The sequence below is a fragment of the Pedobacter cryoconitis genome (assembly GCF_003259615.1).
In the GTDB taxonomy this organism is placed as follows: Bacteria; Bacteroidota; Bacteroidia; order Sphingobacteriales; family Sphingobacteriaceae; genus Pedobacter; species Pedobacter cryoconitis.
Window position 1 is genome coordinate 75,335 of record NZ_QLLR01000015.1, and the last position, 25,293, is coordinate 100,627.

The window sequence follows — 25,293 nt, forward strand, 5'->3', positions numbered from 1 at the left end:
TTAAGATTTGAACAACTTTTTAAACCACTTTTTATTTTTATCATCTGGAGCGTCATAAGAACCATAACCATAGCCATATCCGTAGCCGTAACCGTAACCATGACCATCAATGTCATTGACAACGATTCCAATATTTTTCATCATTTCATTTCTGCTCAGGTCTTCCACAATATTCAATTGCTGTTTCGCAGTGAAGTTTTGCCTCACCAGGTAAACACAGGCATCTGCATGGGCAGACATCAGTTGTGCATCTGCCAGAATCCCGATCGGAGGAGCATCGATAATGATATAATCAAACTGTAATTTGAGTTCTTCAATCAGTTCCTTTGTACGGTCATCCAATAACATTTCTGCTGGATTTGGAGGTACAGGCCCTGAACTGATGATGGATAAGTTCTTGTGGATACTTAATGGTTTTACAATATCCTTCGCCGTTAAATTGGGATCAATAATATAATTGGTAAACCCTGAATCATTTGGAATATCCAGCTTGGCAGACAGGCCGGGTTTACGTAAATCAAGTTCCATCAAAAGGACTTTTTTGTTGGAAAGCGCCAGTACATTCCCCAGGTTAATCGCGACAAAAGATTTTCCTTCTCCCGCCATACTTGATGTAATCAGGATAACCTTCGCATCTGCAGCTTTCATGTAGAAATAAAGATTAGTTCTCAGCGCCCTGAATTGTTCAGAGACGGCAGATCTTGAACTGTTAGCCACAACCAGGTTAGTACCTTCTTCGTTATGGCTGATTTCCCCGATGACAGGCACGCTGGTTAACTTGCTTATATCTTCTTTGGTCTGGATCTTATCATTTAAAATATCTTTCAGGTAGATGACTGCTATCGGAATAAACAGGCCCAGGAAAAGTCCGACGATATAGATCATCGCTTTTTTAGGGCTGAATGGCTTCACTTCTGATTTAGGCGGATCAATAGTCCTGGAATTCGAGATATTTGATGTTTTAGAAATCGCAGTCTCTTCACTTTTCTGCATCAAAAAGAGGTAAAGCTCCTGCTTGATTTGCTGCTGACGTGCCAGGTTCAGGTAATTGCGTTCAATTTCCGGTACACCGCGGACCTGAGTTTCAGCCTTTTTCATTTGATTGCTTAACTTATCCCTGGTGATCGTAAACGCATCCAGTGTAGTCACCAGATTGGCTTCAATGTCAGCTCTTGCATTTGCAATCTCTTTATCCAATATGATAATCGCCGGATTGGCTTCCGTGATACCGATTAATCTTTTCGCTCTTTCCAGGGTCAGGGCATTGAATTTTTCTACAGCACCGCTGAACACTAAATCTGCAGGCACTAAAGAACTTGGTAATACACGTTTGTTCTTCGTTCCGTCTTTCAAGTATTCCTGCAGGCTTTTAAGAATACTGATCTGTGTTTCCATTTTACTCAGGTCACTCACATACTGCCCTGTGGTCTGCACTAAAAGTTTAGACTGCTCAGTCATATCGGCCAGGTTATTCTTTTGTTTAAAGCCCTGAATATTGCCTTCCAGGTCACCCAGTTCTCTGCCAATGAAATTCAAACGGTTCTGAATAAATTTAACAGTACTGTCAGCGATTTCATTTTTATCCTTTACGTTTTCCTGAACATAGCTTTCAATCAGCTTATTCAAAATATCCTCTCCTTTTTTAGGGATCGGGTGGTTCAGGGAGACATCGATAATGGTAATCAGCTTATTCTTCACCTCAACGGTAAGGTCTTCCATCATATCTGCCACTTTGTTATCGACAGAATTGATGTTCACTTTGTATTTACCATATAAATCTTCAACCTCTGTATTTCTGGTAATCAGCACTGTACCTACACACGGGATTTTAAAAGGTTTACCCAAACTAACCACTGTATCCAGTTTTTTAGAATTGATGGCAAGCTGATTATTTTTCAGAAGCTCTATACCTAGATTCGTTTCTTTAATGGTGTCTTGCGCAGCGATTATTCTTACCTTAACTGGTGATTTATAGAGTTCTGTATTTTTTACTCTTCCTTTTCTGTAGTAGGTAATATTCAGGTCCATGTCATGAACAACACGCTCCATTAAATACCGGGTCTTTAAAATTTCAGCTTCATTATCAACGGTGCTTTTTGCACCTAATAATCCGCCAAGATCACCCAGCAGGTCACTGCCGGCCATCAGGCCACTCCCCTTTTTCTCATCATTAACCAGCACCCTTGCCGATATTTTATAAGCTGGTGTCTTGTATCTGGCGTACAGTACGGATAAGGTAACACAAATTAATAATGACAATAAAATCCAATACCAATTGTATAATAAACGTGATAGGATTTGCTTTATATCTAAAGTGTCCTCTTTTGGTGACATCCTATTTTCAACTATCTTATTCATTGATTTATACTAAAAAGGTGAGCGACTAAAGCCTTGAAAACAAGACAATTAAAACTGAGAGCGCAGTTCCAATAATGGCATAGGTTTGAGTTCTTGCCTGGTTTAAAGAAGCAGCTTTTCCTTTGTTAGGCTCGACGTAAATAACATCGTTTTGTTTGAGGTAATAAAAAGGGCTGTTAAACAGTTCTGAAGAGTTTAAATTCAGACGTGCGAATTCTTTCTTACCGTTATTTTCCCGGATCAACAGGATGTTTTCACGCCTGCCGAATATCGTCAGATCTCCTGCTAAACCTAAGGCATCCAGCACACTAACTCTTTCATTAGGCAATACATACGAAGCAGGTCTTCCAACCTCTCCTAATACCGTAACTTTAAAATTAGCATAGCGCACCTGTACATTCGGATCTTTGTAAACGATTGCGGCTTTTTCCTTGATCAAGTCTCTGGCCTGGAAAGTGGTCAGCCCTCCGATCTTTACTTTACCAACGATAGACAGATCAATTTCCCCGTTTTTATCAACCAGGAACCCAGAAGCAGGGGGTGTAGCGACAATCCCGCCGGATGGCCCGGGGATAGTGCTCAAAGCTTGTGTACCTACCTGATTTACAACCATAGAAGTTGCGGGATCAATCGTAAAGATGGAAATCGAAAGAATATCATCAGGCTGAATAGCTGGCTCTGTAAAGACTGCTGTATTAGCTAATACAGATTTTTCTGCGGACGTGATGTCCTGAAAGTAGGGTACATTTTTAGTACTTGCACATGATGTAAAAAGTAAAGCCAAAAACAGTAGGGCACCGTTTCTAATTTCACCATTTCTAAAACTTCTTCTCATAGGTGGATAAGGCGTTTTTAACGGGTTATAATTTTAAGAGTTTATTTGGACTATCATTGGTAACTATATATTCTGTAAGTCCAGTTTGAATATATAAATCGTTTTATCTGGAAATCAATTCAATATCAAAAAGCTGAAGCCTTTTAGCTATAGCTTTAAGCGCTCATTCAGGAGAAAATCTCCTTGTTTTTAAAATCATAATTACCCAGCTTTTTATACAAAGAGCCATTGGTAATGGCAGATGAAAGCACGCGTAAATGTTTGTGATGATGCAGGTCTGTGGCAGCAAAATCATAAAGCTTGTTTTCCAGCAGGTATTCGGATACGCGTTTTACTTCATTACCATAATATCCACAAACAGCTAATAAATTTAACTGAAACATCACCCCCATTTCTTTATACCTGGTATACCTGCTTAATTGATTATGATTAAAGGAATAGCGCTCCGGATGCGCAAGAATAACATGATACCCAAGAATCTTCAAGTCAAAGATTACCTGATCAAGTCCGGGAGATTCTGAGAGATAAGACATCTCAATCAGAATATATTTCCCCGGCAAACAAAGCAACCCCTCTTTAACCTGAAAATTTTCATCGATCATATATTCCGCTGCCGCATCAATATCTACTTCTAAATCAATAGTTTTCAATCCGTATTTCACTTTATTCAAAGCGGATGAAATAGTATTAGCATCATTTGGGTACAATTCCTCAAAAATATGAGGCGTACACAGGAACTTACTAAATCCTAAATCACTTAACTGCTTAATCAAATCCAAAGACTGCTCAATATCAGGAGATCCATCATCAATCCCTGGCAATAAATGGGAATGCATGTCTACACCCAGCCATTCTACATCCTCAACTTGATTTTTTTTCTTAAAAAATGTAAACATTCTATATAATAAGGTATTTCGTAAAGCAATAAGAATCTGATTTCTCCAACCGGAGATTAATACGGTATGTTTTTTAACGAAAGTACAAATTTATTCATACATAAAATGATTTAGACATTAAATTATTGTGTTTTTTTTATCAAGTAAAGGTACAAGAGTCAAAAACAGACCGTTTAAATTCGATTTAAAAACTTATTCGAACAGAAAATATGGTGCTTAAAAAAAGAAGTATCAAAAGGTATGCTTAGTTTATGAACAAGACACAAATTGACAAAATCATCGTTTAAACCTATATAAAGACAATATTGAAGCTATTCAAAGTAACAAACCTGTCACAAAACAGTATTGGGCAAAAATGAACAACAATGCTTAACCAATCCTTAGACTAATTCATCCACAACCTGCAGGAATAGCACTCAGGAGCGTCAATGCGCTATTAAAATCAACTACGCAACCAAAACACAAAACCATAACAATACCTTTAGTTAATTTATTTTTCAATTATAATCTATTCAAACGCTCATGTTTTCATTTTTATTGCAATTATATAAATACATAGTACAATAATAATTTAATTAATTAAAATGATTCCCCTCAAACAGATGATAAATAAGGCAATAAAATTGAGTTGACGTAATCTTTACCCGCCTGGAAATAGTTTCGTTTTACCAGATTTCCAAATAATAAATAGTCAGCACATAAAACATTATGCTGATTTCGGGGTTTAAGACATACAGTAACTACTCCTAACGCCTTTATAAATTGGAATTCATACACTCAGCAAATCAGACAAAAAAGCGTAATCATAATCAGATAAGATTCTATTTAGTATCGAAGTTATTTTTATTTGCAGGATTGCTGACTGTAAGCAGCCTTGCTTATAGCCAGCAACCCAAACCAACTGACTCCTTGAAAAAGGATTCAGCAGTTGCTTATATTGCAAAAACAGCTCAGCCAGTTGACTCTACCTATAAACAATATGATATTTCTGACTTATTCAGAAAGGTGTTGCATCCTAATAGAAAAGTAAACCCGCTACGTAAAAAGTCAGGGATTACGGTAATACCCAATGTAGCTTACAATCCAAGTATTGGAGCACAAATTGGCATCAAGGCCGTTGCTGGCAGAGTATTAGGAAGTGACCCCAATACATTGATGTCTGTAGCGGCCACTTCGGCTTCTATTACCACTAAAGGCATTATTTATTTTTATATTAATCATAATATTTATACTCCGGGTAATAAATGGAATTTTCAGGGAAGCTTGGTTGCCGCAAAAACTGTGACACCGGATTTCGGATTAGGTATAGGGAATAATCAATCTGGAAGTGTAGAAGATGAGGCGCTGTTAAATCCAGATCGCAAAGGCTATGTACTGCATGCTGAGTATTACAGTTTCAAAGAGAAAGTATACAAACAGGTGGAAGAAAACTTGTTCGTGGGTGCTGGTGTATCATTTGATATGAGAAGAAAGATTGAGGACAGGACAACGGATAACGAGTTAACACCTTATAATATATACAGTGACCGTCATGGATTTGATCGTGATCACTATAGTTCAAATGGCTTGCTCTTCAATGTTCAGTATACCACTCGCGATAACCAGAACAGAGCTTATAAAGGGATTTATGCAGATGCCGGAATCAGAGTAAACCAGTCCTGGATAGGCAGTACAAAAAATGCAGTACAATTCACAACTGATTTCAGAAAATACTGGAGTCTTTCTGCACGCAATCCTGAACATGTAATTGCGTTCTGGAACTGGGGATCATATCTGGCAAGTGGAGCGATTCCTTATTTGGAATTACCGGGAACGGGTAAAGATCCGGCTTTCCGTAGCGGAAGAGGTTACACAATAGGTTATTTTAAAGGGACTAATTATAACTATTCAGAATTAGAGTACCGGTTCCCTATTACCAGGAATAAGTTTTTGAGCGGCGTTACCTTCTTTAATGTACAAACAACTAATGATGAGCTTGGCACAAAAATATTTGATAAGTGGCAACCTGGAGGCGGTGCAGGTTTACGCGTGTTATTCAATAAAGCGACACGAACGAACCTATGCCTTGATTACGCTTTCGGAAATTATGGTTCAAGAGGATTCTTTTTGGGATTAAATGAGGCGTTCTAAATGCTGAAATTTGTTTATTTTCACAAAAACAGCTATAAAACCTATGAACCCGACAGAAAAAAACAAATCAAGCAAACAGATTAAACTATTAGTCTATACTTTTTGTGCGTCAGCATTAATTGCCGGCTGTCATTCCGCAGAGAAAAAAACATCAGCTACTGATAGTACTGCGACAACAGCAGTAACCCAGCGGGTAGCGGTTCAGGAACATCTTCCGAAAAGCTTTTATAAAAGATTCCAGGGAATTATTGGTGACCGGAATGTAGTGCTCAACCTAAGCCGGACCGGGAACAATTTTACAGGTACTTATGATTATAATGGTACGCAGGTGAACCTGATAACTGATACTATTATTAATCAGGATAGTATAATTCTTACTGAAAGTGGTCTTGGTGACCGATATTCAGACGATATTCCTGCCGGACCAAAGTTACAGTTAAAGTGGACAGGAACAGTCTTTAGCGGGCTAAGGGTGCAAGGAAAAGAAAAATCAAGTATCCGCCTGGAAGAAACATATCCTGAAGGAAGTTATGCTTTTAACATCGCCAGTTATCAGGATTCTATCAAAGCGCTTCCTAAATTAAAAGATTCCCCTCAGGCGGTTATCAGCTACGAATATTTAATGCCAACGGGGCAAACTCCAGGGGTATTATGGCTTGACGAGCAGTTAAAGAAGATCATGGAAATACCAAAAGCACCTTCGTGGGAGGCTGGTATAAAAGCTAATGCCAAAAGTTATCTGGATGCTTACAGAACTGAGATAGCTAGCATGAAAGATGAAGAAGACAAATTGGGTGCTACTTCAAATTACTCCAGAAGCCAGAATCTCTATATGCAGTACAATGGTGGTGGTTTTACTATAGTTAAAGCATTATTTGATGGTTATTCTGGTGGTGCGCACAATAATTATGCGACAACAATGTATTGTTTTGATGTGAAAAATCAAAAGCAACTGGCAATGACTGATGTTGTAAATATTGATTCTGTTTCCCTGCAAAAACTAGTAGAAAAGAATTTCAGAATACAGTACAAGGTAAAACCTGCTGAGGCATTAACCACGCAGTTGTTTGATGATCACCTGGCAGCGAACAAGAACTTCTTTTTTGATACCAGCGGAATTGCATTTTTATATAATCCATATGAAGTCGCTAGTTTTGCACAGGGACAAATTGTAGTTTCTGTTCCTTATAAGGATTTGAAAAAGTATCTTAATCCTGCTTTTGTCAAAAGAATGGAACTTAGTTTATAACCGGATTTTATAATTAAATACAATGGTTGCGAAAGAAATAATATCAAATGAGAAAGAGATAATATCCACTGATAATAAACGATTATTCAATGAAGCCCGGGCATTTGCAATAAAAGCACATGGTAATCAGCAATATGGGGTCTCCCCCTATGAAATCCACCTTGGAAATGTAATTAGTGTGCTGATGAGGTTTAATGTTGATTTGAGCAGCACTTATAAGCTGAATTTATTGATCGCTGCCTGGCTGCACGATGTATTAGAAGATACGAAAGTGACCAAGGCTGAGCTGGAAGCGAAATTCGGAGCTACAGTCACCGAAATTGTCTATACTTTAAGCGATGATCAGGGAGCAAGCAGGGAGGAAAGGAAAGTTAACTTTTATAAAAAGATAGCTAAAAACGAGGACGCGATTATTGTCAAACTTGCGGATAGAATTTCAAATGTTGAGTTTAGTATCATCCATGGCAATGAACGGAAGCTTGAAATATATAAGACTGAACAGCTGAAATTAGAAGAAGTATTAATTCCAGTATTAAAATCAGCATTAGGGCTTGAACTTTTAGCTTATCTGAGAAAATTGTTAAAATAAAGCGTTGAACTATTGCTTTCTGGCAATTTTCATCCATACACGTTTTCGCCACGAATAAAAAATTCAGGCTGAGTTCATAATTTAAGAATTATTTCAATCGTTTGAATCTTCCTCTAATGACGTTTTCCATACGTCCGGGAAGATTCAAACGATTTTTTTATAACCTGTTTTCTTAAATTCATTTACATAAACCAAGTATAAACATGATGAAAAACTCTCCCTAAAGGAGGTGGGATTGGTATGTATCAACCATTCCCCCCCAACCAGGCCCTGCTATCTGACCTATCCTAATGACTACTGTTTTCACATACGCTACCAATTACTATATCACCTATAATACTATTTATTACATCACTTACAATACCAATTACTACATCACCTACAATACCGACTACTACCCTACATACATTACTGACTATTAACCAATTACAATTCCGCAAAACAGGTAATCATGAAAAACAGAATTTCATTTCTATTGCTCCATGTATTCGTACTGACTTTATTCAGCTGCAACAATGAGCAAAAAACAACTATAAAGCATCAATTTTCCAGCGGCAGTATCAAAGCGCTGAATAAATACCTGAATGAAGTGCGTATGGCTTATGCTATCCCTGGTTTATCTGTTGGAATTATACATCAGGATTCAGTTTTCAACCGGACTATTGGAATTGCAGATGAGCAACAGCATCAGCTTGATTCCTTACTCCCTTTTTCTGCCGGAAGTATTTCTGAACCACTGGTTGCTACAGCGATCATGAAGTTACTGGATTCAGGGCTGATTAAACTGGATGATCCGGTACAGCAATATCTGCCGTATTTTAAGACTGCAGATAAGATAAATAAAAAGATAACTATCAGACACTTATTATCTCATACTTCAGGGATACAGCATTACCCACTATTATGGGATACACCGGATACTTCCGTTAAAGCTTTGGAAACTACAACCCGGAGTATTTCATCGCAGCAGTTAAAATTTCCGTTTCCGGGTAGCCGGGTGGTCCGATCTCCATATAATTATGATATTCTTGCCGATCTGATAGGAAAAGTAACCAGAAAACCATTTGAAGATTATATAGATCAGTATGTTTTTAAAAAACTCGGAATGAAATCTTCAGGCTTTTTAAAACCAGCATTCACAGTACAACCTTTCAGCAGAAATAACTGGCTGACTTTTACTTCAAAACCTGACCGTGTTTATCCTTATAACCGTGAAAATAGCGGCAGCAATGGTTTACATACAACTTCTGCAGATCTTTCTATCTGGATGGAAATGCTTTTAAATAAAGGAAAAACAGAGCGGGGTGCCTTTGTCAACAGCGCGACTTTTGCTGATTTTTTCTCCGCAAGGTATATGACGGGCAAGCTATCAGGCATAACTCTGGGTTGGGAACTGAGTAAGGAAGATGGTCAGGAGATATTTACGAAAACAAGCAATATTACCAATTTCCAGAATCAGATTGTGCTGATTCCTGAACAAGAGATTGGCATTACGTTTTTGAGCAATAGTTCAGCTCAGCCAATCAGTGCCGAACTGATCAGGAATATTACAAACTGGCTTAAAGGAGGACGTTTGCCTCTTGTAAAAACCCCTGTAAGCCTGGTTATGGGTAAAAAATTCCAGGAAAGCGGAAGCATTGATTCTGCAATCCATGTTTATCAGACCTTGAAAAAGACAAAAAACATTCAATACGACCTGAGTATTACTGCATTAAATTCGTTTGGCAATATTTTATTCAAACATGTGGGTAATCCATCCGCTGCGCTGAAATTGTATGAGTTTTCTGCTTCAGTATTCCCCAGTTCGGCAGAACCTTATCTAAATATGGCAGACCTCTATATTAAAAGTAAGGCCTATACCAATGCGATTATTGCAATCCAAAAATCAAAACCATTGATGAATCAAACTCAAATGGATGCTGCTTTTGGAATGGAACAATACATTAAGGAAAGGACCACCGATCAGGACCCTGGATAAGAAGTCCCTGTTAATCAGCTCAACAATCAATCAAAATATAAACCTAAAACTATGAAAACCATTTTTAAACAATCAAATTTCCTCCTTGCCGCCCTTGGAATTACAATAGCAATTGCAGGATGCAAGAAAGATGTACAGTCCAATGAAATTATTGATGAGGATGCAACAACTACAGCCAGAGCAGTTTATGCAAACCGGACAGTAAATTTCACGCATAGCGACGGCGCTTACAGTAAGGCTACAGCAGCAGCTGATATGGGAGATATTCTTGGAAACTGGCAAGCTGGCAATGTTAACATTTCCAATAACCAGGTGAGCGTCAGGATTCCAGCCAATTCTATTTCTTCGGTTCCTGCAAGTGCTGGCAGCGGAAATACAGTTCAGATAGATGTTCCGGATGGATCTGAATACGAGTTAAGTTTTAAAATACGCTTTGATTCAAATTTCCAATGGAGCAGAGGTGGAAAAGCCGGATTTGGATTCCTGATTGGCGATGGCTTTACGGGTTGTAATAAAGCGGATAGCGGAACAGGGGGAAGTGCAAGGATTATGTGGTACAATCCATCGAATCAAAAGGATAATAGCGGTACGGATAAACCTTATTTCAGACCTTACGTATATTATAAAGATATGCCTGAGGATTGTGGAAATAATTTTGGAAAACAGAGTAAACAACTGGCAAAAAATACCTGGTACACTGTCAAAATCAAAATAAAGAGCAATACAGGCGCTAATTTTGACGGACAAATTTCTTATTCCGTTGATGGAGTGGATTTATTAACGAAAAATGATATTCGCTGGACTACTGATACTTCTAAGCGCTTAATCAAAGTAATCACATTTCATACTTTCAGGGGCGGAAGCCAGGATTACTGGGCTTCAACTTCAGATGGTTTGATCTATTATGATGATTTGACCTGGAATAGAATAGCAAGTTAAAATGAGGGGCTGTAAAGTTGAGTTACAGCCCTTTATAATTTTTAAGCCCCTTAAAGACTCTCTGCAGCACTTTAATTCTTTGCAGCTTCTTAAAATTCTTTATTGACCAGATGCCCAAAGGATTGCATTACCAAACATGGTTTTAAATTCATTGGATTTTAACAGGTTAGCATGATGCCCGATCAGGAAATAGACATTCCTGGCTTTCATTTTTTCATTACTCCAGATTACCGGATGATCTCCCATTTTGATGGCAGAAGCGGGTTGATAACTTGATTCATCCACATTGGCAAGTACTTTAACCTGGGCTCTCGGGTTTTTATCAAAAGTATACCATTCGTCATCAGGAATGATAAACGAGGCTGGCAATCCTTTCATTACAGGATGATCTTTAGCTTCTACATAAACCTTTCCCGAAGCAAGTCCGGCGATATAACTTTTGAAACGTATACCGCCCATAAAGCCCGAAAACCAATCCCACATCGGGTAGCCATCAAATTCCCCAAGCAAAGTTGCATGATGAAAACCTACCCAGCCTCCACGCCCCTGTTCAATATATTTCTCAAAAGCAGACTTAGCCTGATCTGTCCAGGTATAAGGCGGATAATTCAATTGAATAAACAATTTATACTTTGAGAGGTAAGCTGCATCAATAGCTTTTGTATCATTGATTACCGTGATTTCAAAGTTATTCTTTGCTGCAAAACTTTGAAGCCAGTCTAGTGCAGCAACGACAAATCCTTCATGCAGACCTCCCCTTTCGGTCAATACCAATGCTTTAAAGGCCGGTTCTTTAGCAAAAGCTCCAGCAGAAAAGGTCATGAATACCATGATTACACTTACCAGTTTAAAATATCTCATTTTCTTTATGTTATATTGATTAATCATTACTGTTTTGAATTCACTGATGCTTTTGAATTCGATGATACCTTTGGATTCACCGACATAGCCGTAACTGCTTGTAAAAACCAGCTGGTATGTGGAATCCATTGTTCGCTCCAACGCCACTCATTTCCATGATCTTCTACTTTAAAATCAATGCCAGAACCGTCTCCTTTTCCGTCTTTTCCTGTGATGCCATTAGAAATCCCGCCCTTGCCTGAGCCATGACCATACATAGAACGCATATAAGGCACATTATTTTTTCCGTAGCCATATAGCATACACATGTTATATGGGTTATTCCCTAAAATCCAGGACACCAGGTTACTGGCATAAACTGCAAGTTCCCGCTTAACCCCAAATTCTCTTTTTTCCGGATAAACCAATCGGCCGCCAATCAGTGCTGCTGCCGCTAATGAGCCTAAACGCGCATCTTCTCCCTGCCACCACCAGCCGCTTTCGTTTTCATGCGGTATAAAAAACCCTTCTTTAATTTTTCCCCGGTAAAGGAAATGCTGCCGGGCATAACCAAAAGGATTAATGACATGATGCGTTACTTTCAAGTTGTAGTCTAATGAAGTTTTAATTACCTGCAAAGCCATTTTACGTTGCACCTCGTCTTTTTCAATATCCAGATACCTGGCCAGTGCTATCACAGGCAAACCTGCGTCAGCTGCATGCCAAAAAGGTCTGCCTGCGTCGTTTGCTATAAAATAACCTTCAGGAGACAACCTGTTTTTCAAATTCAAAGCCCTTTTGCGGGCCTGCTCACGGTATTCAGCTTTTCCGGTAGCAATCCATAGCTCTGAAGCGGCCATTAATGCGCAATAGTCATCAATAATATTATCTTTTCCATCATCAGCATATACTGTGCTGAATTTCTGCAGATGCGCAAAGGCACGTTCTGCTGCTGCAAGGTATTGTGCAGAAGAAAATACCCCATTTTTATTCCATCTTGAAATCCGCGCCAAAGCTGCGATGGCCATACCACCACCTTCCCGGTAAGCACATTGATAATCACTGGTCGTTTTACTGTCCGCTAATAAGCCAACCACCCTTCTTGCATTCGGATCTTTATCAAAATAACTAAAGACAGTCATATAAAAATATCCTTCGGGTGATAAAGACCGCATGATATAATCTGCGCCATAAAGGGCTTCGTCCTGAAGCTTATCTTTGATTTTCACTTCATCCAGTAATTCCGGAACTTGTTCGACAGTATTAATCATCGACCAGTCTACTATAGGAATCTGTTGCGGCAGCATATAATTTGTATAAGCCAGGTGTGAAAAGTATTTACTAATATCACCGGAAGCATCACACCATCCTCCCCGAAGATCCACAGTCTGCTCACTTCCAAAAAGTCTGACCTGTTTATCGGCAGCCAATTCTTCTTCAGAGTTAGCACGCTGATGGTTAAAGAAGTTCACCATGGCCGGAATCCCTATTTTACCGATAGCTTTATCCTCAATTTTAAAATCATAAGATTGATACTTTTTGCCTTGAACGGTCAGCTGTATTTTATATATTCCGGGTTGATGAAAAGCAGTAAAGCCGGCAGGACTATACCAGTTCTCCAAATCCCAATCTGTTACTTGTTGTGCTTTCCCAAGCTTACCGGAGAAAACTGATTTCAAGGTAACCGCATCCAGGATCTCAAACTTCAAAATCCCCGGTAAAGGCCGACGGTGTTTGATCATTGCCGATTTAGGCCCATCAAGGTTATAAGCGACCTGATTTGAAAGAATGATGACCTCGCGGTTTAAAGAATCATTCAGATGATCTGCTTTGAAAACGCTGGCTACCGATGGAGCCGCCAGGTTGAAAGGTTTGAAAGTATTACTAAGATTAACAGTGCGAGCAGTGTTAGCGCCTATCATTGCGGCAGAAGAGCCGTAATGTGTACCCAATAACAAACCAAATAAAGTTAACAGGATCAGTTTTTGAGGATTTAGTGTATTGGAGAAACGTTTTACCATTTTATAATTGAATAACTTATTATGAATTACACCAAATTAATTATCATTTTAAAAAAGATTACCTGTAGTGCTTAATTCTTCCAGATCCAGTCGTTTTTCTTCTTCTCTGATAATATCATCATCGTAGTTCCTGTCATTTTTCAAAAGATGTAATTCATCACGCTGAATGTGAATCAGATCCAGCATAATTTCGCGGTAGACTTTCAATTCTTGTTTATCAATTTTACCCGCTCTGAAGGCTTCAAGGTTGTTCCTTTTACCAGTTAACGAGTTCTCCAGTTCAGCCTTAAAACTAGCCATCAATTCGTTATGGATACATTGAAACTGATAGTTTTTTTGTAACCTGCCCAGTGACTTATCAATTAACCGCAGCTTGATTTGCGCACTTTGTTCCTGCTCTGGTATTTTATAAGTATTCACAGGTATTTTTAATATTTTGATTACATAAGGTAAAGACAGTCCTTGGATAACCAGAGTGACCAGGATCACAACAAAAGTGATAAACAGGATTAAGTTTCGCAGGGGAAATGGTGTATGGCTGTTTAACATCAGCGGTATAGAAAGTGCCGCCGCCAGGGAAACCACACCGCGCATTCCGGCCCAGACTATAACAACCGAAGAATGCCAGGTCATGCCCTGATAACGGACTCTCGTTTTCTTATTCACTAAACTGGTGAGCCTGCTCGTAGAAAACAGCCAGAAAAATCTGACCAGTAGAGCCAGGATACTGATCCCGACCCCATAAGTTATCGCCGTTTTCAAAGGATATTCTGAGCCTAAACCTGCAACAATATCCGGTAAGGCCAAACCAATTAAAATAAATACCACTCCATTCATCATAAATGTGATGGCTGACCAAACAGAGTTGACTTTAACTCTGGAATTTGGCGTTAGAATCACATGCGACTGACTACATAAAAATAATCCTCCGGAGACAACCGCCATGACACCGGAAACCTTGAAATGTTCCGCCACGATATACATGAAATATGGGGTAAGCAACGTTAAAGCAGTATCAATATTTTCATTTGTGGGCAGCCAGCGGTGAAGTGCATAAAATACACAGCCTATCGCAAGGCCGGTTAAAATTCCAAAGCCAGCAACAAAAACAAAGTTTATGGCAGCATCCTGAAACACAAAATTTCCGGTAACCACTGCCGCAAGAGCGAATTTGAAGACGATTAAACTGGATGCGTCATTAACCAGGCTCTCCCCTTCTAATAAGGAATTGATAGTTTTAGGAATTTTGATACCTTTTAGAACTGAAGATGCGGCAATTGCATCGGGCGGTGAAATAATCCCTCCCAGTAAAAACCCAAGTGCTAAAGTGAAACCGGGGATGAAAGCAACCGAAGCATAGGCTACGGCTACCGAAGTGATCAGTACCAGACCTACTGCCAGTAAAAAGATAGCACCCCTGTATTCCCGAAAGTCTTTCCAGGAAGTAGTCCAGGCAGCTTCGTATAATAATGGAGGCAAAAAAAGTAAAAAGATAATATCCGGATCAACAGTAAGATGTGGTATCCCAGGAATAAATCCTATAATTAAACCCGCTAAGACTAAAAATATAGGATAAGAGATTTTCAATTTATGTCCAACCATCACCAGAATGGTTACACCTAAAAGCAAAACAAGGATTAAAATAAGGTTTTCATGAAGCATCGTATCTCAGATTATATCTAAATATATATTATTCTGAAATAATCTTTATCAAAAAACGCGAGTTATCAGGGGTTTAAGTTTATATTCCATTAGTATCAGTTGTCAGTAGCTCACTCATATAATCAAAAAACGGGCGCATATTTTTGAAGGTCTGTCCGGCCTTTTGTAAAAAGTCATCTTTTAATACCTCTTCGTCCGAAAATCTGCGGATCAGCAAAAATTGTTTATACCGTAAAAGATCAATAGCTTCATCATTGGCATCAAAACCTTTAGGTGTAGTTTTGAGTTGTTCACCTTTTAAAGTTTCAAATGCGGAGATAAATGAGGCGCTGTTTAATATTTTTCTGAGCGGAGCGGCATCAAAAGAAATCTCTTGTCTGATGCGTTTCAGATCGTCAGGAGACGGCCCGAAGAAACCACCTGCCAGATAGCTGTTCCCTGATTCAAGATGGAAATGATACCCCCCTCTGCGCAATTTGCCAGCACGTCTGAAACTACCGCTCCAATGGGTTTTATAAGGGATCTTATCTTTTGAGAAACGCGTATCTCTGTAAATACGATACAGACTCTTTTTTCCTGAAGGAGTTTCAATCACATCATGGGTATTCATTTCTTGTAATAACGCATCGGCAAAGTTTTCTATCTGTACCTGCTCTTTTTGAAATTCATCTTTATGTGCATTGAACCATTCTCTATCATTGTTATCTTTTAATTTAGCTAAGAAATCAAAGTTAGATGGATGAAGTTGTGCTAAAGGAAGTTTTTGCATAATATATGGAGGCGGGTAAAAGTTGCCTGCACACAAATATAAGTGGAGTCAGAAATTAAATCTCCACAGTTAAGTAAATTTAAAATTCACAAGCTGTTAGATTTGCCGAAAGATGCCTATGTTTAATTGATTAAAAAACACAATAACAAAAATATACTATGAGCAATCCTGTCTTTCATCAATTTTCGGATATAGAAACTAAAGAGTTATCACCGGGTTATTTATCAAAAATAATTCATACTGATAATAATACTATCAATTTTCTGGAGGTAAAAGCAGGAAGTGTATCTGCGCTGCACCAGCATATCAATCATCAATGTGTATTTGTGATAGCCGGTCAATTTGAATTAACTGTTGATGGTGTTTCAAAAGTACTGGATACTGGCACATTCGCTATTATTCCACCGAACATTATTCACGGAGGAAAAGCGATTACCGATTGTAAACTGATAGATATATTTGACCCTGTCAGGGAAGATTTTAAATTATTGTAACCCAATCCGGTTACAATAATTCATGAGGGGAAGAAAATTGAAATAGACCAGGCAGTAAGCTCAATAAAATTTAATAGCGAATGTCAAAGCTTCCCTTTGCCTGTTTGGCTGCGAAAGTAAACTTATACTTTTCACCTTTGGAATTTTCAATTTTAAACTCATTAGTTTCTGAACCCGTCAGCTCTTTTTCAAAGATGACTTTTGAACCGGATTTTATGGTAAGGTGCAGGGTTCCTTTTGTGAGCGTGGTTGAATACTTAAAGTTAAATGGCTCTTTGTTAGTCAGCAGCTTAATCTTGAAATCCTGTTTACCAGTGAACTCATCAAAGGTGGCATAACAATGACCAGGCGTATCGCTGCCTTTCCAGTTTCTCGTATAACTTGGTAATTGGAATAAGGTGGTAAAAAAAATAAGAAGAATTTTAAAGTTCATCATGAGATTTGGTTTTATAAATAAACATACAGAATAATTATGCCAATCAAAAACAAGACAATAAAACCCTAAATAACAACACTTTACAAAACATCAGCTGTTCAGTATTGAACAGCTGATGTACATAAACGTACATTGAATTAATGTGCCTGCGGATCAAAATAAGCCATCACAGTCCATTCATCTGCCTCAAAACCTTCCGCTTTTTTAAAATAGTTTTGAGCATCTGCACTGGTCTTCGCCGAAATATTCAATAGTGCAATACCTATATTTAAATATAAATTGCGATCAGCCGACCCAATCGATTCAGCCTTTTTAAAAAACACCATAGCCTCTTCGTAATCTCCCTGATCACAGCGCAAAGCACCGATGTTTGTGAGTACCAGCGTATTTTCAGGAAATTCAGAGACTAAACCTGTTAAAATATGCTCTGCCTCTTCCACTGAACCTTTTCATTTGGCCAGCCCCAAAGGCCTGCGTTCAATTTCTTGATCAGCATTAATTTTTCAACCAGAAAGTCAGTATTGTTTTCCATCAACAGCTTTGGTATAAAATCCGGTTGCAGAAAAACCACAACCGGATTATTGCAAGATAACAGTTCCTTTGATTCCAGCCAAAAAGACTGTTATATACTGAAAACAGGCCGTTACAAATCAGTATAACAAATAATATGTGTTTTTAAACAGGCAGCCAAAGTTATTGCTTCCTTACCTTTCACCATACTAAAATGGGTTCCCGGAACAGTATACACCACCGCGTTACCCGCATGTTTTTCCCAGCCCAGCCCCTGTTCATAACCTGTCCAGTCCTCATCCTCAGTTTTAACAATAATTGTTAATGCTTTAACTTCCCCATTCACAGGATAATCCATTTGTACATTCGTAAACTGTAAATCAAGCAACCTCAGGATAAAAGCGGCATCCTCTTCTTTAACATCCGTTTGATGCGTCAGGAAATCAGCCATAAACCTGCTTAATTCCTGTTCCGGAATATCCTTCACAGCAGTTAAAAACGCTGCCGTCCAGTGCGGATAAGGTGTCTGTATTAAATGATAATAATTAAGGAGATCCAGCAAAGCCTCTCCCTGATTTCCGGCAGGCTTAACATTCTCCTGTAACACAGTCGCCGCGTCCAGAATAGCCAGCAAATCAACCTGTTCCCCTTGACGTTCCAGCTGCAACGTCATTTCATAAACTACCTTTCCACCAAAAGAATGACCTATTAAACGATAAGGTCCTGCTGGTTGTACGGACTTGATCCAGCTGATATTCATCGCCGCAATTGCAGCTATATTATCCAGAGGCTTTTCCCCTTTGAATAGTCCCATCATTTGCAGCCCATATACCGCACCGCTATCCTCAAAATTTTTACCCAGTTCATCATAACCATCGCAAATTCCATCTGAACCCGGTATGATAAATACAGGCTCATCCTGCCGCCCGGAATTCAATAAAACAAGATGTTCATTATTTGTCTGATTAAGCTGTTTCTGCAGCAGGCCAGCTAATGTACTAATGGTTGTATTGACCAGTAAATCCTGCATCTGCACCTTGTAGCCTAACTTTCTGATTGGATTCATCACACGCATAGCTAATAAAGAATGTCCTCCCAGATCAAAGAAACTATCATGGATTCCTACCGGGGACACATGAAGTAACTCTTCCCAGATAGCCACCAGCTCTGATTCCAACTCGTTCCTTGCAGCTACATAACCCTGATGCTGCTGAACAGAAGCACCAGCCGACGGTAAAGCTTTTTTATCCAGTTTACCATGTGAAGTCAATGGCATAGTTTCCAATTCCACAAACACACGCGGCACCATATATTCCGGCAATTGCGTCTCCAGGTAAGACACCAGGTTATCCTTCGCAAAAGAACCTTCAGGAACTACATAACAAACCAAATGATTACTACCCGATTCATCTGCTCGGGTCAGTACAACAGACTGACTTACAAAATCACTCTGCTGAACAGCATTCTCAATCTCTCCCAGCTCAATCCGGTAACCCCGTACCTTAACCTGATCATCCATACGGCCAATAAACTCTATGTTTCCATCCGGAAGCCACCTGCCAATATCACCTGTTTTATACAAACGGCCACCAGCTGTATTTCCAAAAGGATCAGCCACAAAACGTGCTGAAGTTAACTCTGGCTGATTCAGATAACCTCTTGCCACACCAAAACCACCAATACAGATTTCTCCCGGCACCCCTGCAGGCAATAAATTACCTCCGGAATCCAGCAGATAAAGCTGTACATTACTGGCAGGCTTACCTATCGGCAGATAATCTGCTTCATTCCAGCCCCGCTTAAACTGATAAGTAGTAGCAAATACGGTACATTCAGTTGGCCCGTAGGCATTATGAAAATCAAGCGCAGATTCCGCCGTCCAGCTTTGCGCCAATGGTATCCCGCAGCGCTCTCCCCCGGCGGTAATATGTCTTAAACCTGGCGGCACCTGATCGGCTGGTATATTCCTTAAAAAACCAGGCGTAGCCAGCATATAAGTGACCTTTTCTTTATTCATCACCGATATAACTGCATCGGCATCCATTTGCACCTCTTTTGGGATTAAAACCAGTCCGGCCCCGTTCAGCAAGGCCATGAACATTTGTTCTACAGCGGCATCAAAAGTATAGCTCGAAAACAACAATACCCGGTCAGCATTGGTCAGCCTGAGTTTCTTCTGCCAGCCAAAAACCATATTGTGGACACTTCGATGTTCTATCAATACTCCTTTCGGCTTTCCGGTAGAACCCGATGTATAAATTACATAACATAAATGAGCAGCATGAAGCGCAGTTACTACCGGTGCAGCAGACTCCTGATCAATTACCGTCCAGTCTTCATCCATAGAAACAACCTGTATATCCTTACCCAGCAAATTCCTGCTATAAGCATTGCTCACTACAATACGGGCCCTGGTATCTTCCAGCAGGTAACTGATCCTTTCCTGAGGATAATCCGGATCTACAGGAACATAAGCACCTCCGGCCTTCAAAATCCCCAGTATACCGATAATCATATCCAGCGAACGGTCAATACAAACCGGCACCAGCATATCTTCCTTTACCCCCATCGAACGCAGGTAATGACCTAATTGATTACTTTGCTGATCAAGCTCTCTGTAAGTGAGTTGCTGATCTTTATAAATCAAAGCAACCGCGTCCGGACACTGCGCCACCTGCAAAGCAAACAAATCAACCAGTGTCAGTTCCATTGGATAAGCTGCTGCTGTTGCATTAAAAGCCGACAATTGCGCCAGCTCCTGCGCCGTTAATACCGGAACATCAGCAATACGCAGAGAATCCTGATCAAGATAGGCATCAAGCACAGCATCAAAATAGACATGAATATCTGCCAGTGTTTTGCCGCTCCTGAGCTCCTTACCCAATCTGTAATTTACAGCCAGCACATTGCCCGTAGTACTCACCGTACAATCCAGATGGGTATTGGTAACCTCTGAACTTTCCAGTTTTAAAGCATCTGCTTCGGCCTCCAGGTGATCCTGCTGCACAAACAAACCCGCTATACCATCCATCTGATCGAATACATGGAAATTAATATAGTTGAAAATAGTATCAAAGAAAGGATTACCGCTTGATGCTTGTTCTCCAATCAAGCGTGCAATTTCTGATAATGGCACACGATCTCTTTCTTTAAGTGAAATCAGTTGTTGTTCTATCTCCTGAAAATAAGCCTTCCAGGTTACATCAGGCCCGCTACCGATAAAACGGAAAGGGATGGTATTTAAAAAGCAGCCCAATACTTTATCTCCATCCTCGGTAATCGGACGGCCATTAGTCACCACGCCCACAGTAACTTCCTGTTCCACGGTCAACATGCTCAGCATATATTGATAAGCGCCAAGAAAGACCCCTTTTAAACTCAGTCCGTCAGCCTGCGTTTTAGCCTTCAGCCGGTTAAGGTAACCCACCTCATAAATCTTTAATAGATTATCATCGATCACTGTATCTGTGAAAATATCCAGACGCTTATAATCGGATAAAGACTGTACCCAGAATTTGCGGTTCTCTTCATTGCGTTGCTCTGAAATACTTTCGATCACAAAATCACGGTAACTCGCTTTCAATAGTGGTAATTCTACTTCCGCCTTACTTTGTACTTGTGCTACATAAAGATTATTGAGTTCGGTGGCAAAAGAAGCAACACTCCATCCATCAAGCATCGCATGATGAAACTGAAACAACAGGATATGTTCTTTCAAAGTCTGAAACACATTCATCCGCCATAAACTTCCCTGGTGAACCTCAAAAGGCTTTGTCCTTTCTGCAGCTAAATAAGCCCCCAGATAAGCACTCAGCTCTGTCTCTTTCAAGTCCCGGACATCGTGATATTCCACATGAATATCTCCCTGGCTATAAACAACCTGTATCCCCTGGGTATGCAGGTGAAGATCAAACCTCGTGCGTAAGATTGAATGTTTGGAAACCAGCCTTTTCAGTACCTGTTCAAAAACATCCTGCTCCAAAACCTGCGGTAATTTAAAGGTGATCTGATCATGATATATAGCCATTTCAGGGTTTAACTGGGAAGTGTAAACCATCCCGCTCTGAATAGCACTCATCGGGTAAATATCTTCGATTTCCAGTTCAGAATTTTGTTCCGCCATCTGCTGTTTCAACTGCGGAAGCAAATGCAAACGCAAAGTGTCCAGTTCTGCAAGAATCACTTCACGAACCGGATCTGTCTCTGGCGCAGCAATATGCCCTGAATCAATCAAAGCGGCCAGACTACTGACCGTTGAACATTCATATAAATCATATAAACGAATCGTGTCATTAAATGCTTTACGTAACCTGCTGATCACCCCGATAGCGACAATCGAATCTCCGCCAAGCTTGAAAAAATCATCATGAATACTTAACGTTTCAATGCCCAGCGAGAGCGCCCAGATCTCTTTGACTTTCTGCTCAGTCTGCGTTAACTGTTCACTAACTTCCAGTTCCTGTTCCGCGCTGATCAGCTGTGCATCTGCCAATCCTTTTTTATTCACTTTACCATTAGCCGTAAGCGGGAAAGCCTCGAGTTCCATCAATACCTGGGGCACCATGTAATCCGGCAAACGCGCTTGCAGATAAGTTATTAACCCATCGCGGTCAAATCGCTGTCCACGCTGAGCAACCACATAACCAACCAGGCGTTTTTGTCCCGATTCATCGGCTGGTGCCAATACTATACACTGGCTCACCAAACCGCTTTGCTGAATAATATTTTCAATTTCTCCCAGCTCGATACGGTAACCCCGGATTTTCACCTGATCATCCCTGCGGCCAATGAATTCAATATTTCCATCAGCAAGCCACCGTCCAATATCACCCGTTTTATATAAGCGGCCACCCTGCGTTTTTCCAAAAACATCAGGAATAAACCGCGCTGAGGTCAATGCGTCCTGGTTAAGATAACCGCGGGCGACACCCGCCCCGCCCACATAAATCTCTCCGGACACGCCAATAGGTACCGGCTGTCCATCATTATCCAGTATATATGCCTGGCGATTTCTCAGCGGCCGCCCGATAGGAATAATATCCTCATACTGATGCGCTGTTAACTGATAGGTCAGCGAAAAAGTTGTATTTTCAGTTGGCCCATATCCATTGATTAAAATCTTATCCGGATAAAACTGGCGGAAACGGTTAACATGGGCAACCGAGAGTTTCTCCCCCCCAACCATAATTGAAAGCAGGCCTTCAAATAAATCTATATCCACATCCACCAGCTGATTAAACCAGCCAGCAGTAAACCACATCACGGTGATTTTATTCAAGCGCAATACTGCTTTCAGTAAATTATTATCCAGTAAACTGCTGGCCGGACATAAGACCAGGCGACCTCCGTTAAGCCACATCCCCCAATATTCAAAAGTCGTGGCATCAAAAGAAGGAGAACCAGCAGATAACAACGCATCGCGGGAACTCAGCTTGATATAATTCGCGCCCGAAACCAGGCTGATAACATTGCTATGCGTAACCAAAACACCTTTAGGCTGCCCGGTAGAGCCAGAAGTATACATGACATAACATAAATGATGAGCACGAAGGTTTGTAGCCACAGCTGTTATAGGTTCCTGAGTGATGACCTCACGTTCCCCATCCAGAGAAATGACACAAATATCATCATACCCACTCAGCAGTAACCGGTTAGCCTCACTACTCACTACTACATCTGCCTTTGTATCGGATAAAATATAGCTGATCCGTTCCTGCGGATATTCAGAATCAATTGGCACATATGCACCGCCGGCTTTCAGAATACCCAATATTCCAATCATCATATCCACAGAACGCGTGATACAGATCGGAACCAGCGTATCTTCCCTGACTCCAGCGCAGCGCAGGTAATGCCCAAGCTGATTACTCTTTTCATCCAGCTCTTTATAAGTTAACCGCTCATCCAGATAAACCAGCGCTATAGCATCCGGAGTCTGCAGAGCCTGTGCACTAAATAAACCGACCAGTGTCTGCTCCCCTGGATAAGCAGAAACCCTGGCATTAAAAGTATTTAAAACCTCTTCCTGCTCAGCTTTACGCAATATTTGCAGCTGATCAATCTTCTGCGAAGGAGATAAAACGATAGCTTGAAGCAGGACCAGGTAATTACGGAACATCCGGTCTATGGTTGCACCCTTAAATAAATCAGTACAGTATTCTACCCCAACTTCAATTCCGGAGGTTCCCTCTATGGCAGATATATTCAAATCAAACTGACTGGTACTATGCCCGGTTTTCTGTTCTTTTAAAACAGCTTCCCCCAAACGGAATACGGGTACTTCGGGAATATTCTGTACCGTAAAAATGACCTGGTACAGCGGATTACGGCTTTTATCCCTTTCCTGACCAACTGTCTCCACCACACGTTCAAAAGGTACATCCTGATACTCATAAGCACTCAAAGTGGTTTCTTTTACCTGCTGAAGAAAAGCTACAAAAGAAGGATTACCGCTCAGGTTACTTCTGAGTGCCAGGGTGTTGGCGAAAAATCCAATTAACTCTTCCAGCTCCTGGCGTGTACGCCCGGCAATCACACTGCCCACACAAATATCATCCTGACCACTATAGCGGTAAAACAAGATTTTGATGGCTGATAAAAGAACCATATGCAAGGTAGCACCATGCTGACGCGCTAACGATTGCAATCCTGCAGATAGTTTTGCACCCAGTGGAAATACAGCCATTGCGCCCCTTGTACTTTGTATGGCCGGCCGCGGATAATCTATAGGTAATTCCAATGGACTGGTTCCCACCAGGCGATCCTTCCAATAAGCAATCCGGCGGCCCCAGTGTGATTCTTCCTGTGCGCGCTGCCATATAGAATAATCACCATATTGCAACGCCATCGGAGGAAGTGAAGCTGCTAAACCTGCTGTACTCATCTGGTATAAAGCAATAAGCTCTTTGATCAGGATCGAAAGTGACCAGCCATCGGCGGCGATATGATGCAAAATAATTACCAGTACATGCTCCTGATCCGAAATCCGGATCAGGTGTGCCCGCAGCATATGGTCTGTTTTAAGATCAATACGCTCTGCAGCCAGTGCAGCTAATAATTTGGTGAGCCCTGCTTCCCCTCCCTGGTAACCGGCCATCCTGTTTAAAGACCAGCGGTCTTTTTCTAAAATACACTGCATGGGCTGCCCTGCAGCATTCTGACGGATGACTGTTCTTAAGATCTCGTGCCTGTTCACCACCTCTTTAAGGGCCAGTTCTAGTGCATCTGTATTAAATTTTCCGGACAAGCGGAAATACATCGGCATGTGATAATGTGTACTTCCGTTGAGCTGATCAATCATCCAAAGTCCTTTCTGACCATAAGACAACGGGATTTCCTGTTTTTCTGCCCGGATTGGAATCGGGGAATGATCAAAATCATCACCCAGGGAGAGCTCATGACGTAAAAAATCAATGAGCTCCTTTTTATATTGTTTGATTTCCTGTAACAGCTCAGGATCAATCTGAGTCTGTTCCCCTAAATCAAGTTTAAGATTGTCATGTTCAAGAAAAATAGAAACCCCATTATTCCTTGCCTTTTTCAGCACACCAACAACCTGGTTAAAGTCCGTATTCATAGCTATGTGTT

General features: G+C 40.4%; 16 protein-coding genes. 6 read left to right on the forward strand and 10 right to left on the reverse strand.

The genetic code is table 11. The annotated features are described in order from the left end of the window. The 3 genes from LY11_RS15000 to LY11_RS15010 all read right to left on the reverse strand — a co-directional run bounded on the left by LY11_RS15000 (position 1) and on the right by LY11_RS15010 (position 4,089). Positions 1-2,358 carry a GumC family protein gene (locus LY11_RS15000; protein ID WP_111634483.1) on the reverse strand — a complete coding sequence of 786 codons (2,358 nt, stop codon included), beginning with the start codon at positions 2,356-2,358 and terminating at the stop codon, positions 1-3. 25 nt (positions 2,359-2,383) lie between these two features. Then, entirely contained in the window at positions 2,384-3,193 is an 810-nt protein-coding gene (locus tag LY11_RS15005) for a polysaccharide biosynthesis/export family protein (protein WP_111634484.1), read from the reverse strand. 167 nt (positions 3,194-3,360) lie between these two features. Further along, on the reverse strand, positions 3,361-4,089 hold the full coding sequence (locus LY11_RS15010; RefSeq protein WP_111634485.1) for a tyrosine-protein phosphatase: 729 nt from the start codon (positions 4,087-4,089) through the stop codon (positions 3,361-3,363). 909 nt (positions 4,090-4,998) lie between these two features. Between LY11_RS15010 and LY11_RS15015 the strand changes: the two genes are divergently transcribed. From LY11_RS15015 to LY11_RS15035, 5 genes are all read left to right on the forward strand, one after another. Continuing rightward, positions 4,999-6,219, forward strand: coding sequence for a BamA/TamA family outer membrane protein (locus tag LY11_RS15015; RefSeq protein WP_245952781.1), 1,221 nt, complete (start codon positions 4,999-5,001; stop codon positions 6,217-6,219). 43 nt (positions 6,220-6,262) lie between these two features. Beyond that, positions 6,263-7,468, forward strand: coding sequence for an RsiV family protein (locus tag LY11_RS15020; RefSeq protein WP_111634486.1), 1,206 nt, complete (start codon positions 6,263-6,265; stop codon positions 7,466-7,468). Positions 7,469-7,490: 22 nt separating this feature from the next. Continuing rightward, positions 7,491-8,057 carry an HD domain-containing protein gene (locus tag LY11_RS15025; RefSeq protein ID WP_111634487.1) on the forward strand — a complete coding sequence of 189 codons (567 nt, stop codon included), beginning with the start codon at positions 7,491-7,493 and terminating at the stop codon, positions 8,055-8,057. Between the two features lie 451 nt (positions 8,058-8,508). Then, positions 8,509-10,035 carry a serine hydrolase domain-containing protein gene (locus tag LY11_RS15030; protein ID WP_111634488.1) on the forward strand — a complete coding sequence of 509 codons (1,527 nt, stop codon included), beginning with the start codon at positions 8,509-8,511 and terminating at the stop codon, positions 10,033-10,035. A gap of 51 nt (positions 10,036-10,086) precedes the next feature. Further along, positions 10,087-10,974, forward strand: coding sequence for a polysaccharide lyase (locus LY11_RS15035; protein WP_245952783.1), 888 nt, complete (start codon positions 10,087-10,089; stop codon positions 10,972-10,974). A 99-nt stretch (positions 10,975-11,073) separates the two neighbouring features. On the opposite strand, the gene LY11_RS15040 is transcribed toward LY11_RS15035, so the two are convergent. The 4 genes from LY11_RS15040 to LY11_RS15055 form a co-directional block, all read right to left on the reverse strand. Continuing rightward, positions 11,074-11,835, reverse strand: coding sequence for a ThuA domain-containing protein (locus tag LY11_RS15040; protein ID WP_211321559.1), 762 nt, complete (start codon positions 11,833-11,835; stop codon positions 11,074-11,076). A 26-nt stretch (positions 11,836-11,861) separates the two neighbouring features. Next, positions 11,862-13,835 (reverse strand): glycoside hydrolase family 9 protein, encoded by a 1,974-nt coding sequence (locus LY11_RS15045; RefSeq protein WP_211321560.1) that lies wholly within the window; start codon positions 13,833-13,835, stop codon positions 11,862-11,864. Positions 13,836-13,883: 48 nt separating this feature from the next. Continuing rightward, positions 13,884-15,497: a Na+/H+ antiporter gene (locus LY11_RS15050; RefSeq protein ID WP_111634490.1), complete on the reverse strand. Its 1,614-nt coding sequence runs from the start codon at positions 15,495-15,497 to the stop codon at positions 13,884-13,886. A 79-nt stretch (positions 15,498-15,576) separates the two neighbouring features. Beyond that, positions 15,577-16,266, reverse strand: coding sequence for a DUF2461 domain-containing protein (locus LY11_RS15055; protein WP_111634491.1), 690 nt, complete (start codon positions 16,264-16,266; stop codon positions 15,577-15,579). 158 nt (positions 16,267-16,424) lie between these two features. Here LY11_RS15055 and LY11_RS15060 point away from each other — a divergent pair, with 158 nt between their 5' ends. Then, the gene (locus LY11_RS15060) at positions 16,425-16,760 is read left to right on the forward strand and encodes a cupin domain-containing protein (protein ID WP_111634492.1); all 336 of its coding nucleotides are present in this window, start codon (positions 16,425-16,427) and stop codon (positions 16,758-16,760) included. A 70-nt stretch (positions 16,761-16,830) separates the two neighbouring features. Here LY11_RS15060 and LY11_RS15065 read toward each other — a convergent pair whose 3' ends face one another. From LY11_RS15065 to LY11_RS15075, 3 genes are all read right to left on the reverse strand, one after another. After that, positions 16,831-17,196: a hypothetical protein gene (locus LY11_RS15065; RefSeq protein WP_111634493.1), complete on the reverse strand. Its 366-nt coding sequence runs from the start codon at positions 17,194-17,196 to the stop codon at positions 16,831-16,833. Positions 17,197-17,333: 137 nt separating this feature from the next. Next, positions 17,334-17,636, reverse strand: coding sequence for a tetratricopeptide repeat protein (locus LY11_RS15070; RefSeq protein WP_111634494.1), 303 nt, complete (start codon positions 17,634-17,636; stop codon positions 17,334-17,336). A gap of 203 nt (positions 17,637-17,839) precedes the next feature. Continuing rightward, entirely contained in the window at positions 17,840-25,282 is a 7,443-nt protein-coding gene (locus tag LY11_RS15075; protein ID WP_111634495.1) for a non-ribosomal peptide synthetase, read from the reverse strand. Positions 25,283-25,293: the final 11 nt, after the last annotated feature.